13 protein-coding genes are annotated in these 15,041 nt (G+C 54.0%); 4 read left to right on the forward strand and 9 right to left on the reverse strand.

Annotation, left to right across the window (positions count from 1 at the left end):
- Positions 1-5: 5 nt before the first annotated feature.
- The 4 genes from livG to livK are packed head-to-tail and all read right to left on the reverse strand — an operon-like array spanning position 6 to position 4,140.
- Positions 6-773 (reverse strand): high-affinity branched-chain amino acid ABC transporter ATP-binding protein LivG, encoded by a 768-nt coding sequence (gene livG / locus FN037_RS21220; RefSeq protein ID WP_138359330.1) that lies wholly within the window; start codon positions 771-773, stop codon positions 6-8.
- Complete coding sequence (locus FN037_RS21225; RefSeq protein ID WP_142503107.1) at positions 770-2,047, reverse strand: high-affinity branched-chain amino acid ABC transporter permease LivM; 1,278 nt, start codon at positions 2,045-2,047, stop codon at positions 770-772. Before FN037_RS21225 ends, livG begins: the two co-directional genes overlap by 4 nt.
- Positions 2,044-2,970 carry a high-affinity branched-chain amino acid ABC transporter permease LivH gene (livH, locus tag FN037_RS21230; protein ID WP_138359334.1) on the reverse strand — a complete coding sequence of 309 codons (927 nt, stop codon included), beginning with the start codon at positions 2,968-2,970 and terminating at the stop codon, positions 2,044-2,046. The genes FN037_RS21225 and livH overlap by 4 nt, the downstream gene beginning before the upstream one ends.
- Positions 2,971-3,030: 60 nt before the next feature.
- Positions 3,031-4,140: a high-affinity branched-chain amino acid ABC transporter substrate-binding protein LivK gene (livK, locus tag FN037_RS21235; RefSeq protein WP_138359336.1), complete on the reverse strand. Its 1,110-nt coding sequence runs from the start codon at positions 4,138-4,140 to the stop codon at positions 3,031-3,033.
- A 422-nt stretch (positions 4,141-4,562) separates the two neighbouring features.
- Between livK and panM the strand changes: the two genes are divergently transcribed.
- The 3 genes from panM (at position 4,563) to FN037_RS21255 (ending at position 7,749) form a co-directional block, all read left to right on the forward strand.
- Positions 4,563-4,946, forward strand: a complete 384-nt coding sequence (panM, locus tag FN037_RS21245) for an aspartate 1-decarboxylase autocleavage activator PanM (RefSeq protein ID WP_138359338.1) — start codon at positions 4,563-4,565, stop codon at positions 4,944-4,946.
- Between the two features lie 204 nt (positions 4,947-5,150).
- Positions 5,151-5,693: a LemA family protein gene (locus FN037_RS21250; protein ID WP_138359340.1), complete on the forward strand. Its 543-nt coding sequence runs from the start codon at positions 5,151-5,153 to the stop codon at positions 5,691-5,693.
- A 4-nt stretch (positions 5,694-5,697) separates the two neighbouring features.
- Positions 5,698-7,749: a DUF2207 domain-containing protein gene (locus tag FN037_RS21255; protein ID WP_138359342.1), complete on the forward strand. Its 2,052-nt coding sequence runs from the start codon at positions 5,698-5,700 to the stop codon at positions 7,747-7,749.
- A gap of 109 nt (positions 7,750-7,858) precedes the next feature.
- Here FN037_RS21255 and FN037_RS21260 read toward each other — a convergent pair whose 3' ends face one another.
- On the reverse strand, positions 7,859-8,962 hold the full coding sequence (locus tag FN037_RS21260; RefSeq protein ID WP_138359344.1) for a branched-chain amino acid ABC transporter substrate-binding protein: 1,104 nt from the start codon (positions 8,960-8,962) through the stop codon (positions 7,859-7,861).
- A 315-nt stretch (positions 8,963-9,277) separates the two neighbouring features.
- Positions 9,278-10,543, reverse strand: a complete 1,266-nt coding sequence (locus FN037_RS21265) for a 4-aminobutyrate--2-oxoglutarate transaminase (protein WP_142503108.1) — start codon at positions 10,541-10,543, stop codon at positions 9,278-9,280.
- Between the two features lie 118 nt (positions 10,544-10,661).
- On the opposite strand from FN037_RS21265, the gene FN037_RS21270 reads away from it, so the two are divergent.
- A complete protein-coding gene (locus FN037_RS21270; RefSeq protein WP_142503109.1) occupies positions 10,662-12,176 on the forward strand; it encodes a PLP-dependent aminotransferase family protein in 1,515 nt (504 codons plus the stop codon).
- Positions 12,177-12,209: 33 nt separating this feature from the next.
- Here the strand turns inward: FN037_RS21270 and rpoH are convergent, their stop codons facing one another.
- The 3 genes from rpoH to ftsE form a co-directional block, all read right to left on the reverse strand.
- Positions 12,210-13,064 carry an RNA polymerase sigma factor RpoH gene (gene rpoH / locus FN037_RS21275; RefSeq protein ID WP_138359350.1) on the reverse strand — a complete coding sequence of 285 codons (855 nt, stop codon included), beginning with the start codon at positions 13,062-13,064 and terminating at the stop codon, positions 12,210-12,212.
- A 256-nt stretch (positions 13,065-13,320) separates the two neighbouring features.
- On the reverse strand, positions 13,321-14,379 hold the full coding sequence (gene ftsX, locus FN037_RS21280) for a permease-like cell division protein FtsX (RefSeq protein ID WP_138359352.1): 1,059 nt from the start codon (positions 14,377-14,379) through the stop codon (positions 13,321-13,323).
- Positions 14,372-15,040 carry a cell division ATP-binding protein FtsE gene (ftsE, locus tag FN037_RS21285; RefSeq protein ID WP_138359354.1) on the reverse strand — a complete coding sequence of 223 codons (669 nt, stop codon included), beginning with the start codon at positions 15,038-15,040 and terminating at the stop codon, positions 14,372-14,374. The genes ftsX and ftsE overlap by 8 nt, the downstream gene beginning before the upstream one ends.
- Position 15,041 lies beyond the last annotated feature (1 nt).

Consider the following 15,041-nt stretch of genomic DNA (forward strand, 5'->3'; position numbering starts at 1 on the left):
CACCATTATGCTTCACCTAAATAGGCGCGGATCACGTCCGGGTTATTGCGGATCGCTTCCGGCGTACCGTTGGCCAGCGGCGTACCCTGGTTTACCACGTAAATACGGTCGGAAATCCCCATCACCAGCTTCATATCGTGCTCAATCAGCAGGATAGTGGTATTGTGATGGCTGCGCAGCTCGGCGATCAGTTCGTCCAGCTCTTTGGTCTCTTTCGGGTTTAGCCCCGCAGCAGGCTCATCCAGCATCAGGATTTCCGGCTGCGTCACCATACAGCGGGCGATCTCCAGACGCCGCTGGTCGCCGTAGGCCAGGTTACTGGCCTGGCGGTTGGCGTGCTCCAGCAGGCCGATACGCTCAAGCCAGGCGGCGGCGCGGTCCAGAGCTTCGCTCTGCGCGCGGCGGAAAGACGGCATTTTTAGCAGACCGGAGAAGATCCCGGTTTTCAGCTGCTGATGTTGCGCCACCAGCAGGTTTTCAATCACCGTCATTTCGCGGAACAGACGCACGTGCTGGAAAGTCCGCACCACGCCCATACGGGCAATCTGCTGGCCCGGCAGCCCTTCGAGATGCTGGTCGCGCAGCATAATGCTGCCGCCGGTCGGTTTATAGAAGCCGGTCAGACAGTTAAAAACGGTGGTTTTCCCTGCGCCGTTCGGGCCGATAAGCGAAACAATTTCCCGTTCACGCAGCTCCAGCGACACGTTATTGACCGCCAGCAGGCCGCCGAAACGCATCATCAGGCCGCTTACAGATAATAATGGCTGACTCATTCCTGCTCTCCTTTCGCCTGACCGTTTTTCAGCTTCAACTGCAGACGCGTCATTGGCAGAAGGCCCTGCGGACGCCAGATCATCATCAGTACCATCAACGCCCCCAGCATCAGCATGCTGTATTCATTAAAATCACGCATCAGCTCACGCGACACTACCAGCAAAATCGCCGCGAGGATCACCGCAAACTGCGAGCCCATCCCGCCCAGGACGACAATCGCCAGCACAAAAGCGGATTCAGCGAAGGTGAAGGATTCCGGGCTGACGAAGCCCTGACGGGCGGCGAACAGAGTACCGGCAAAACCGGCAAACGCCGCGCTGATGGTAAACGCGGTCAACTTGATACGCGTCGGGCTAAGGCCCAGCGAACGACAGGCGATCTCATCTTCGCGCAGCGCTTCCCACGCGCGACCGAGCGGCATACGCAGCAGGCGGTTAATGACAAACAGGCTTAACACCACCAGCAGCAGGGCCACCAGGTAGAGGAAAATCACGCGATCGGACGGATCGTACTTCACGCCGAAGAAGTGGCTGAACGTATCCCAGCCGCCTTCGCGGGCGCTGCGGCTGAATTCAAGACCAAAAAGAGTCGGTTTCGGGATCTGACTGATGCCGTTCGGGCCGCCGGTCAAATCGGTGTTGTTGAGCAGCAGGATGCGCACAATCTCACCGAAACCAAGCGTCACAATCGCCAGATAGTCGCCGCGCAGGCGCAGCACCGGGAAGCCGAGCAGAAAACCCGCTGCGGCCGAGACCAGCCCCGCCAGCGGCAGACAGGTCCAGAATCCCAGACCGTAATAGTGGTTCAGCAACGCGAAGGTGTAAGCGCCGATGGCATAGAAGCCGCCATAGCCCAGTACCAGCAGACCGGACAGTCCCACCACCACGTTAAGGCCCAGGCCGAGGATAATGTAGATCATCGTCAACGTGGCGATATCCACCGTCCCGCGCGACACGATAAACGGCCACGCCACGGCAATAACCAGCAGAGCAGCCAGCAACAGCTTCTGTTTAGGCGTCGAGCCATCGATGGCCGGCAGAATAAACTTCGGCCCGGAGACGTTCTTCATCGTTTTCCGCAACAGCGGACGCAGCAACTGGAAGAGGAAGACCACGGCGGTACCGATAAAGATCCACTGCCAGCGGATATCGGCGGCGGTATCCACCACCAGTTTGGTGCCGGACAGTTCCAGCTGCACGCCCATAAAGACGCCAGCCAGCACAAAGAACATCGCTGCTGACAGCAGCGCGATCACAAAATGCATCGGTTTCATACTTTTTCCACCTCCGGGCGACCCAGAATACCGGTCGGCATCACCAGCAGAACCAGGATCAATAGCGCGAAGGAGACCACGTCTTTGTATTCCGTGCTGAGATAAGCAGAAGAGAGCGCTTCAGCGATACCGAGAATCAGGCCGCCAATCATCGCGCCAGGAATACTGCCGATACCCCCGAGAACGGCGGCGGTAAAGGCTTTCATCCCGGCCATAAAACCGATATACGGGTTGATCACGCCGTAGAACTGACCCAGCAATACACCCGCAACCGCCGCCATTGCCGCGCCGATCACAAACGTCAGAGCGATAACGCGGTCAGTATTAATACCGAGCAGGCTGGCCATTTTCAGATCTTCGGCACAAGCGCGACAGGCGCGGCCCATACGGGAATAGCGGATAAACAGGGTCAGCGCCAGCATAGCGATGAACGTGACGATCCAGATAACCAGTTGCATAGTGGTGATAGTGGCAGAGAAGTTTTCGCTGCTGCCCACCGTCCACTGGCCGTTAAACAGGTTTGGCAGCGCGACATCGCGCGAACCTTCCGTCAGACTGACGTAGTTTTGCAGGAAGATGGACATCCCGATAGCGGAAATCAGCGCGATCAGACGCTTGGAGTTACGCACGGGCCGATAAGCCACCCGTTCGATACTCCAGCCGTAGGCGCTGGCAATCACAATTGCGCCAACGAATCCGGCGGCCACCAGCAGCCAACTGGCATCAATTCCCATCATCATCAGGGCGGCAATGATCATGAAGGAGACATAGCTGCCAATCATGTATACCTCGCCGTGGGCGAAGTTAATCATGCCGATAATGCCGTACACCATGGTATAGCCGATGGCGATCAGCGCATAGGTGCTTCCCAGCGTGACGCCGTTAAACATCTGCTGCAGAAAATAAAGAAACTGCTCGGACATAAGGTAACCTTTCTCTACCCGCCCGCGTTGCGCGGGCGGTGGGATAACGTGTTTTATGGCTTATTTCGCGAGAGTGGATGACCCATCCGCGTGCCACTTGAAGACACCAAATTCAAATCCCTTCAAATCGCCTTTTTCATCCCAGTTCAGCGGCCCAATCACGGTTTTCGCACCGTGCGCTTTCAGATCATTGATTAAATCCAGCGGCTCCTTGCTTCCGGTTCTGTCCATTGCCTGCGCCAGAGACTGCACGGCGGCGTAAGTGATCCAGACATACGGACCGCTCGGATCTTTCTTGTCGGCTTTAAGCGCAGCAACGATAGCGCTGTTGGCAGGATCCTGATCATAGCGTTTCGGCATCGTCACCAGCATGCCTTCCGCCGCATTGCCGGCGATATTGGAGAGCGATGAGTTACCCACGCCTTCCGGACCCATAAACACGGTTTTCAGACCCACGGTGCGCGCCTGACGCAGCATCTGCCCCATTTCCGGGTAGTAGCCGCCGTAATAAACGAAGTCGATATTTTCTTTCTTCAGACGCGCCAGCAGCGCAGAGAAATCTTTTTCACCGGCGGTAATACCGTCGAAAAAGACAATGTTCGCGCCGCCTTTTTTCAGGTTCTCCTGGACAGAACGCGCCAGCCCTTCGCCGTACTGCTGCTTATCATGAATGATAGCAATACGCTGCGGTTTGACGGTTTCCAGGATGTATTTTGCGGCGGTCGGCCCCTGAGAAGAATCCAGACCGGCGGTACGCATAATGTACTGATAACCGCGCTGAGTCAGCTCCGGGTTGGTTGCGCCCGGTGAGATCATCAAAATGCCTTCATCTTCATAAATATCAGATGCAGGCTGAGTGGAAGAGGAGCAGAGATGACCAATAACGTATTGAATGCCGTCATTGACGATTTTGTTCGCGACCGCAACGGCCTGTTTCGGATCGCAGGCGTCATCATATTCCACGCCAACCAGCTTATCGCCTTTAATGCCGCCCTGAGCATTAATATCTTTAATCGCCTGACGTGCGCCGTTGAATTCCATATCGCCCCACTGGGCTACCGGGCCAGACATCGCGCCAACAACCGCGACTTTAATATCCCCGGCCATTACCGCATGGGACATCGCCAGTGCGACAACCCCCGCGATAACCGTTTTCGCGCTCCTTTTCATACTACAGAACCCCGTTCGTGATGTGGTGTAAATATCTTGTATTTTTATGGTTAAAAAGCATTCTGTGCTTTTATTAAACAACGCTACTTTTATCATTATCTTTAATGATTTAGCGCGGTTTTTTGCCTGAATACAGAGTAAAATCTCTATTTTTCAGGATATTAAGGAAATATAATATTCTGTATTTGCGGGAAGATAAACAAAAAAAGTCCAACAAACAGCATAAAATAACGATACATAAGGCGGAATAAAACGCTATATTCCAGGTTAAAATTCTGCTTATTTTTCGATCCATAATGCATTGCGCTACCCTGACCCATCCAGGAAAACGAATCCCCTGATGAATTGGTAAAAAAACAGCGCACCGCCCGATAGTGAATTTGGCTACACTGACGCATCTGTTTTAACTGGACTCTCCGCGCATGAAACTGACCATTATTCGTTTGCAGCACTTCAGCGATCAGGATCGCATCGACTTAGGGAAAATCTGGCCGTCACAAAATCTGTCGGCGTTAATTCTGGATGATAATCATCGTATCTATGCTGCTCGCTTTAACGATCGCCTGCTGGGCGCCGTTCGGGTGACGCTGACTGGCGTCGAAGGCGAACTGAGCGCGCTGTGCGTGCGTGAAGTGACTCGCCGCCGCGGCGTCGGGCAATATTTAGTGGAAGAAGCCTTGCGGGATAACACGGAAATCACCTGCTGGCGAATAGCCGATAGCGGCGTAGAAAACAGAAGCGTGATGGCGGCGTTTATGCAGGCGCTGGGCTTTAGCGCACAAACCGGCGGTTGGGAAAAGCGCTAGTCAAAGCGTTGTCCAATCGATTTCATCGGGTAAAGCAGAGCGTGTTTGTTTTCTCCTGACAGTTCAAGATATCAGCTGACGGATGCACAATTTACCCAACCATTGCATGTGAAGTAAGATTCACCAACGCGTAAAATTGCGCAGATACCATTCATATTTAACTATCTGATCGACAATGATCGACAACAATCATGGAATTACCATATGGAAATGTACATTGGACCGGCAATTGTCGCCGTGATGCTTCTTTGGGCCATCATCACCTATAACCGTTTTATCTCGCTGCGGCGGTTTAAAGACGAGGCCTGGAGCGGTATTGCCGTTCAGCTCAAGCGCCGTCACGAACTGGCCCCTAATTTACTCAGCCTGGTAAAACGTTATGCGCAGCACGAAAAAGAGCTACTGGAAGAAATCGCTCGCCAGCGCAGCGTCATGATGAGGGATCCCCGACAAGTTGCTGACAGCGAGCAGCAATACTCCAGGACGCTGAGCCGTATATTCGCCCTGGCAGAAGCGTATCCTGAACTCAAAGCCAACGAAAACTTTCTCTCTTTGCAGCAGTCCCTGGCCGAAATAGAAGAGCAACTTCAGATGTCCCGTCGCTATTTTAACGGTACAGTGCGCGATTATAATATTCTGGTGGAATCATTCCCCAGCCTGCTGCTGGCTCGCTTGTTTAATTTCAGAGCGGAACTCTTCTTTGAACTGGATTCACTCGAAGAATCCAAATTGCCGAGGATGGAGTGATCCCATGTCGAGGTTGCCCACCCGGATCCTTCACGGTTTTGGTGTGTTGATCCTGTGGCTGATTGGTTTTAGCTCAGTTGCGAGCGACAATATTACCATCACTGATGCCTCTCAGCTTCCCAGCAACGCACGGTTGATACCCGCATATGAACATATTATCTCTTTCAATTCCCGGGCACGTTTTAATCCGGATGGCAGCATGGAGATGCAGGAAAACATCAAAGTGCTCTCGCTAAGTAACGAGATTCGGCGGGGGATTTTTCGCACACTGCCTCTTACCTGGAACCGGCAAGATGGCAAAATTTTCAGTGTGGATTATGCAATAAAATCAGTCCTACGTGATGGAGTGGTAGAACCATACAGCCTCGATCATACGACAAAAACGCTGACCATTCGTATAGGCAACGCCGAACAGATCCTGAAGCCTGGTATTTATAACTATGAAATCCGCTACCTGGTCAGCAACCATTTCAGCCGTTTTCCAGAGTGGGATGAGCTTTACTGGAACGTCACAGGAAACGACTGGAACTGGCCAATCAGCAAAGTCCGTTTTCACGTGGAACTACCTGATGCCATCGGTAACCTGGATGCCGAGGGTAAAGATGCAAGGTTGCGTACTATCGACGTTTACACCGGTAAATCGGGCGTAAAAACAAACAATGCGACAATCTTGCCTGATGGCAGCGTCCAGACATCGCGTCCCCTGGCCGCCGGAGAAGGGTTAACCGTTGTCTATACCTGGCCGCGCGACATCCTGACCAATGCCGCCGCCCCGATAGCTGTCTGGCCGCTGGTTCATTTACTGGTGCCTACGTTTGCAACCAGCGCTATCTGGCTCCCCCTGTTACTACTTATCATCTACTACTGGCTCTGGTGGCGCAAAAACGTCACTATCACAGGGCTAAAAATGCCGCCGGTAGTGCCACAATTCTCGCTGCCTGACGCGATGTCGCCAGGCTATTTGCGTTTCATCACGCAGCGTAAATATGACGATGTGGCATTCAGCAGCGATCTGCTGGGGCTGGTTGCCAAACGGGCGATGACATTAACGAAGAAAAAGAAGAGCAAGGCCGAAAGCGTGTGGCTTTCAGCCTCGGTTGGTGAACAGTGGCTTTCCCGCTCACCCGACGCAAATAATCGGCAGCTCAATGCCGCCGACAAAAAGGTGCTGAGTATACTTTTCAGCACTAAACGTCAGAATATCAACCTCAGTACCCCTCATCAACAGTTGATGCTTAACGCCCGTAAATGGCTGGAAAGTCGTTGCGACGAGCAGAAACCGCAGCTATGCCGAAAATGGGGTAAACCATTTCGGCGTTGCATTTACATAGCGCTGCTTGTGCCGATCGTTTGCGGCGTCTTGTTTAATCCGGCAGCAGCGTTTCTGACCATTCCAAGCCTGCTGTTTTTGACTGTAGGTGTTTCGCTGCTGTCATTTTTGCTGAAATTTTTTTGCCATCCGATAAAAACAGGGCGCAGTTGGGGACCTATTCCCATTTTTATGGCGCTCATATTTGGCCCTTTCGCCACGCTGAGCGGTGGCATTTTTTTGTTCACTATGTTGCCCGTCACCCAGATTCCACCCGGTTATATTGGCGCATTATTGACCGCTATTGCACTGTGCGCGTTCGTTGGCTGGAAAACCCCGCGCTATACACAGAGTGGACTGAACGACCTGGCCATAGCCAAAGGGCTGAAGCTGTATATCAAAACGGCTGAAAAACCACGCTTTCAGGCGCTTTATCCACCCAACCAGATGGTTGCACACTTTGAAAAACTATTGCCGGTCGCACTGGCGCTCGACGTAGGGAAAACGTGGGCGAATACGTTTGCCAAATACCTGGCCACTAGCGGTGCGATGTCGGAAGTATTTGAGAACGCAAATTGGGCTAGTGTGAATCACTTTTGCCATAGCTGTCATTCTGCTGCCAGCGAGAGGCCAGACCGAAGTTCAGGAAGCGGCAGTTCATCAGGTTCTGGCTACAGCGGATCTGGTTCCTCTGGCAGGGGATCGTCTGGTGGCGGTTCCGGAGGCGGTGGTGGTGGCGGCTGGTAAATGCCGTCGCGCGGCAAGCGCTGAAATCCCCCGGTTGCTTACATCAGTAAGCAACCGGGGTTGAAACACGCAACTAACGCACCTGCAGCGCGAAAGATGCAGGTTAAATTTATTTGGCGTCGGTCGCCGTACCGTTAGCATGCCAGGTAAACACGCCGAATTCAAAACCTTTCAGGTCGCCCTTCTCGTTCCAGGAGAGCGGCCCCATGACGGTATTCACCGTTGTCCCTTTCAGGTATTTGGCGATCTCAACCGGATCATCAGAGTGATTCAGACCCGCTTCCAGAGATTGCAGCGCGGCGTAGGTGGTCCACACGAACGCGCCGCTCGGATCCTGTTTCTTCGCTTTGATCGCATCCACGATCGGTTTGTTGGCCGGTATCTGGTCGTAGTTCTTCGGTTTGGTCACCAGCATGCCTTCTGCAGCAGCGCCCGCGATATTAGACAGCGAAACGTTGGCGACCCCTTCCGGCCCCATAAACTGCGTTTTCAGCCCGGCGGCGCGCGCCTGGCGCAGGATCTGCCCCATCTCCGGGTGATAGCCACCGTAGTAAACGAAATCGATATTCTCTTTCTTCAGACGCGCAACCAGAGTAGAGAAATCTTTTTCACCGGCGGTGATGCCATCAAAGAACACCACGTTAGCGCCGCCTTTCTTCAGGTTATCCTGCACCGCGCGGGCCAGCCCCTCGCCGTATTGCTGCTTGTCGTGCACGATCGCAATACGCTGCGGTTTCACTTTGTCGAGAATGTATTTTGCGGCGGTTGGCCCCTGGTCGGAGTCAAGACCCGTGGTACGCAGGATCAATTTATAACCGCGATCGGTCAATTCTGGCGCGGTGGCGGCCGGCGTGATCATCAGCACACCTTCGTCTTCATAGATATCAGACGCTGGCTGAGTGGAGGAGGAGCACAGGTGGCCGATAACATATTTCACGCCGTCGTTAATCACTTTGTTCGCCACTGCAACCGCTTGTTTCGGGTCACAGGCATCGTCATATTTTATCATCTGCAGCTTATTGCCCTTGATACCCCCTTTGGCGTTGATATCCGCAATTGCCTGCTCTGCGCCGGTAAACTCCTGGTCACCATACTGCGCTACCGGGCCAGACATCGCGCCTACGACGGCGACTTTAATGTCCTCGGCCATTGCCGCACTACTCATGATTAAGGCAATACATCCTGCCAGTAACGCTTTACCCTTCATATTCATCCTGAGGCTCCCCATTATCATGGTTTTTGCATTTGTTGTGATGTTGTTTTCTAGCGCATTATTCTAATTAGACACATAAGAAAAGCATATGATAGTTAGATTAGGGTCTGCCGCCTGCGCTTATGCAGCACACTATGCTAAACATACCGTCATTCAGGAGAATTGGGAACGAGAAAATGAGAGAGACGTAACAGATAAGTGACAAATAAAAATCTGCATCAACAGAAAACATCACCCACAGAACGATAAACTGGACTTATATAACGTTCTGGGATGATAAATCTGCGGCAGCCGAGGCTGCCGCAAACAACAGGATTAGTCCTTCAGTATGCGGGACAGAATATCCAGCGCCTGCGTAAATTGCGCATCCGGGATAGTTAGCGGATAGAGGAAGCGAATTACGTTGCCGTAAACGCCGCAGCTCAACAGCAGCAGACCGTTTTCCTGCGCCTTCTGCTGAATCTGACGGGTAATTTCCGCCGATGGCTCCCCGGTTTGCGGGTCGTTAAACTCTACCGCCACCATCGACCCCTGACCACGAACATCCGCAATGGCTGAACAGTGCTGACGCGCCTGATTCAGCACCTCTTTCAGATGCTGACCTAACCGTTCGGCACGCTGACACAACTTCTCCTCTTCGATCACCTCCAGAACCGCGAGCGCTGCCGCAACCGCCAGCGGGTTGCCGGCATAAGTACCGCCCAGGCCGCCCGGAGCAGGTGCATCCATCACCTCGGCACGCCCCACTACGCCGGAAAGCGGGAAACCGCCGGAAAGGCTTTTAGCCATGGTCATCAGGTCAGGCTTCACATCATAATGCTGCATCGCAAACAGTTTACCGGTACGCGCAAAGCCCGTTTGCACCTCATCGGCAATCAGCAGAATGCCGTGGGTATCGCACAACGCGCGCAGCGCCTGCATAAAGTCAGGCGGGGCAACGTTAAAACCGCCTTCACCCTGAACCGGCTCCAGCACAATCGCCGCCACCTGATCCGCCGCGATGTCCGCTTTGAAAATGCGCTCCAGGCTCTTCATCGCTTCGGTAGTGGTGATGCCGTGGACGGCGTTCGGGTACACGGCGTGATAAACCGACCCCGGAAACGGGCCAAAACCAATTTTGTAAGGGGCCACTTTACCCGTCAGCGCCATGGTCATAAAGGTACGCCCGTGAAAACCGCCGCCGAAGGTAATCAATCCCGGGCGTCCGGTATAAGCGCGGGCAATCTTGACCGCGTTTTCAACGGCTTCCGCCCCGGTGGTAAAGAATGCCGTTTTCGCCGGGCCTGCAATTGGCGCCAGGGCGTTAATCCGCTCAGCCAGCGTGACATAGCTTTCATACGGGACAACCTGATAAGCCGTATGGGTAAAGGCCTGCAGTTGCTGTTCAACAGCGGCCATCACTTTAGGATGGCGATGACCGGTATTCAGCACCGCGATACCGGCAGCGAAATCAATCACCTCATTGCCTTCAATATCCCACAGGGTGGCATTCTCTGCTTTTTCAACAAAGTAGTCGCACATTACCCCTACGCCGCGCGGAGTCGCCTGCTGACGACGCTGATTCAGTTCTGAACTTTTCACCCGAGAATCTCCTGTCATGTGTATCACGCTATCGCAACAAATTCGAAATGATGTCGTTTATTTACACCGTATTTGGCCCTATAATCGAGTACCAATTCAGATTATCTGAGAGATCCAATTGCGCTCGCTTGTCGCAGACTTGCTACTGGTCAGATTGCAGGAAGAATCAGACCCGCTATTGCATAAACGCCTTTACAAGGCAATTCGCCGCTCAATTCTGGATGGTTCTCTGCCGCCCCACAGCCGCCTGCCCCCTTCACGCGATCTGGCCGGTGAGCTGCACATTTCACGTAACACAATCTTAACGGTTTACGAACAGCTTCTGGCAGAAGGATATGTGGTTTCCCGTCGCGGCAGCGGAACATTCGTGGCAAAAACGCTGCCCGATATGTTCCTCCCCGCAACCCGCGCGGATAAAAACGCTCCCGCATCAACGTCAACCGCGCTGATCTCCCGGCGCGGCTTGCATCTGCTGGACCACGTCAGCGCCAGCCCTCGCCAGTGGGGTGCCTTTATCCCCGGCGTACCGGACGTCAACGCGTTCCCTCACCCGTTGTTCGCTAAAATCCTGGCGCGTATCAGCCGACGGCCAAAGCCAGAGCAGCTTAGCTACAGCTGCAACGGCGGGACTGCCGAGCTACAACATGCGTTGGTCGATTATCTGAGAGTAGCCCGTGGCGTCCATTGTCAGGCAGAGCAAATTCTTATTACCGAGGGGATCCACCAGGCTATCGATCTGGTTACCCGCATGCTGTGCGACAGGGGCGATCTGGCCTGGGTTGAGGAACCCTCCTACTGGGGCATTCGCCATGTACTGGCGATGAATGAAGTACAGGCGGAGCCCATTATCGTCGATGCTAATGGTCTGTGCCCGCCCGAAACCCTCGCCGAAACGCCGAAGCTGATCTTCGTTACGCCATCTCATCAGTATCCGCTCGGCGCGGTGATGAGCCTCGAACGCCGACAGCGGTTGCTGGTGCTGGCTCATCAACACGGAAGCTGGATTGTAGAAGATGACTACGACAGCGAGTTTCGCTTTTCCGGCCAGCCAATACCGGCATTGCAGGGCCTGGCCCCTGAAGCGCCGGTGGTCTACATCGGCACGTTCAGTAAGACGCTTTATCCCGGGCTTCGACTGGGCTACGTAGTGCTCCCCCGCCCTCTGGCAGCCAACCTCAAAAACGCCCATGCCGAGCTCTATCGCGGTGGCCATTCGCTTACCCAACTGGCGCTGGCGGAATTTATCAACGCCGGTCATTACTCGGCGCATATTCGCCGCATGCGTCTGCTATACAGCCGCCGTCGCGCCTGCCTGATCGAGCTGATTCAACGCCACTGCGGGCCGCACGCATTGTCGGATTTTAGCGACAATGCCGGACTGCATCTGATTCTGAATTTGCCGGATGAGGCGGATGATGTGACCATTGCCCGACATGCGAACGAAGACACTATTTTAGTGCGTCCGCTGTCGCGCTATTACCTGACGGAACGGCGTAAGAAAGGGTTGTTAATAGGTTTCGCCTCCCTGGAGGAGGCGCAAATGGAACCAGCATTTAACCTGCTGCTGAAGTGTTTGCAAAGGTACTGCCCGCAGGTTCTCGCTGGCGCTGAAAAACAAAACGCCCCAACGTAATGTGGGGCGTTATCGGGGAGGCTGGCGCTCAGATTATGCTTCGATAGCGGCGCGCAGCTTTTTCATGGCGTTCTTTTCAAGCTGACGCACACGCTCCGCTGAAACGCCGTAACGATCCGCCAGTTCCTGCAACGTGGACTTGTTATCTTCATCCAGCCAGCGGGCGCGGATGATATCCTGGCTCCGCTCGTCAAGGCCCTGCATCGCGTCAGTCAGTTTATTGGCCGCCTGCTCTTCCCAGTTATCGTCTTCAATACCGTCGGCAAAGTTAGACGTTTTGTCCTGCAGATAGAGCACCGGCGCCATCGGCTGACTATCGGACTCATCATCCGCAGACATTTCGAAGGTCATGTCCTGCGCCGCCATACGTGACTCCATCTCACGCACGTCTTTGCTCGACACCCCCAGCTCGCGGGCAACCATTTCCACTTCATCCTGGTTGAACCAGCCAAGACGCTGCTTAGTTTTACGCAAGTTAAAGAACAGCTTACGCTGCGCTTTAGTGGTCGCGACCTTCACGATACGCCAGTTACGCAGCACGTATTCGTGAATTTCCGCTTTGATCCAGTGTACGGCGAAGGAAACCAGGCGCACGCCCACTTCCGGGTTAAAACGGCGCACGGCTTTCATCAGACCGATATTACCTTCCTGAATCAAATCCGCCTGCGGCAGGCCATAGCCCGCATAATTACGAGCAATATGAACAACAAAGCGCAGGTGAGACAGAATCAGCTTTTTCGCTGCTTCCAGATCGCCCTGGTAATGCAGCTTTTCAGCAAGCTCCCGCTCTTCATCAGCCGATAACATCGGCCAGGTGTTAGCAGCCCGGATATACGATTCCAGGTTACCAACGGGGGCTAAAGCTAAAGTTTGCATATCTTTGGTCATTCAAATCCTCTCAATCGATATCTTCTGGCACCATTCTGTCCTCACAACAGAGCAACAAATATGCCAGCATTGATGCGCAACGAGAATATCACCCACATTAATATCAGACAGTGATTTTATCCACAAGTTCCATGCAATGATGTGAATAGATTACGCACAAAATGTGACATGGAGATGAAGTCAAGGGCAACGGCCATCAGGGCGCTTTCCCTGCAGAGAGATATTCAGTGCAGGGAAAGATTATACCAGATTTTTACTACTCGGGAGTAAAGTGGCGTAAATGTTGGACGGTTGCCAGCCAGGCAGCGATCCAGCCAATCATTGAGCATATAAGCAGCATCAGCAGACATTCGTCCAGGCCTAATCCACTGAGTTCAAACTTCGTTCCGAACACTTGCGCCACCTCGGCGACCGCTGATGACAGGCGCATAACCATAATTTCAGACAGGATCAGCGAGAGAAACGCCCCGGAGAACCCCAACAGCGCCCCGCCATACAGGAACGGACGCAAAATAAAGCCATCGGTCGCGCCAATCAGTTTTTGCACATTAATCGTGTCGCGACGGGCAAAAATGCTCAGACGCACGCTGTTGCCGATCACCAGGAACACCGCCGCGACCATCAGCACACCGATCATCGCCGAAACCCGCCCCACCAGCCCGGTTAACGACGAGAGACGCGCAAACCAGCTATCATCCATGCGCACTTCGTCGACCCCCTGAACATGGCTCACGCGGTCACGCAGCGTCTTCAGTGCCTCAACGCTCTGGAAATCAATCTTCGGTACCACAATCGCCACCGCCGGTAGCGGGTTCTCTTCTAGCATATCCAGCGCGCCGCCAAAACCTGACCAGTTACGGAATTCGCCAAGGGCCTCTTCCCGCGACAGATAGTTGACCTTCGCAACGCCGGGTTCCGCCTGTAACTGGCCGACGACCCGCGCAGCGGCATCATCATCCAGCGTTTTTTCCAGGTAAACGGTGATTTGCGGAGTGGGATAATACTGCGACGCAGCGGCGCTGACATTTTTGTACACCATGTAGCACACGCTCGGCAGGGTTAATGAAATAGCGATCACCATCACCGTCAGAAACGTCGCCAGCGGCGTGCTTTTCAGATCCTGCAGCGCGCCGTGCCAGGCGTAACGCACCTGTTCATTAAACACGTTGCTCTTACGAGAAGCTGGCGGCGGGGCCGCTTTTGACCGCTTCGGCGCATTGCGCCCGCCGCTCGCGCCCGAGCCTGATGCATTGCGGAAACGGTCAAACTTATTGCCGAACCGGCGAATATGATTCATTGCCTCGCGCTTATTCACCGATGTGGCCTCCATGCATATGCCCGTCGCTGAGAGACAGGACGCGGTACGGACGACTGGAGATCAGCCCCAGATCATGGGTCGCCATCAACACCGTCACGCCAACGCGGTTAAACTCTTCAAACAGGCGTAAAATGCCTTCTGACAGCGCTTCGTCAAGGTTACCGGTCGGTTCATCCGCCAGCAGAACCGCCGGCTTGTTGACCACCGCGCGGGCAATGCCCACACGCTGCTGCTCACCGCCTGAAAGTTGGATCGGCAGATTTCTCGCTTTGTCCAGCAGCCCGACTTTATCCAGCGCCGCCGATACACGGCGACGAATATCATCGCCGCTGGCGCCGGCGATAATCAGCGGGATCGCCACATTATCGTAAACGGTGCGATCCATCAGCAGATGATGGTCCTGGAAAATCATACCGATCTGGCGGCGCAAAAACGGCACCTCGCGGCTCTTCAGACGGGTAATATCATGACCGCCGAATAAAATTTTCCCGGCGTTAGGCCGTTCAATACCGCAGATAAGCTTCAGCAGGGTACTTTTCCCCGCGCCGGAATGGCCGGTCAGAAACGCCATCTCGCCCGCGCGCAGGTGGAAAGTCACCCCCTGCAACGCTTGTCTCCCACCGAGATAGGCTTTGCTGACTTGTTCAAAGCGAATCATT

The sequence above is a fragment of the Klebsiella sp. 2680 genome (assembly GCF_900198535.1).
GTDB classification, from domain to species: domain Bacteria; phylum Pseudomonadota; class Gammaproteobacteria; order Enterobacterales; family Enterobacteriaceae; genus Klebsiella; species Klebsiella indica.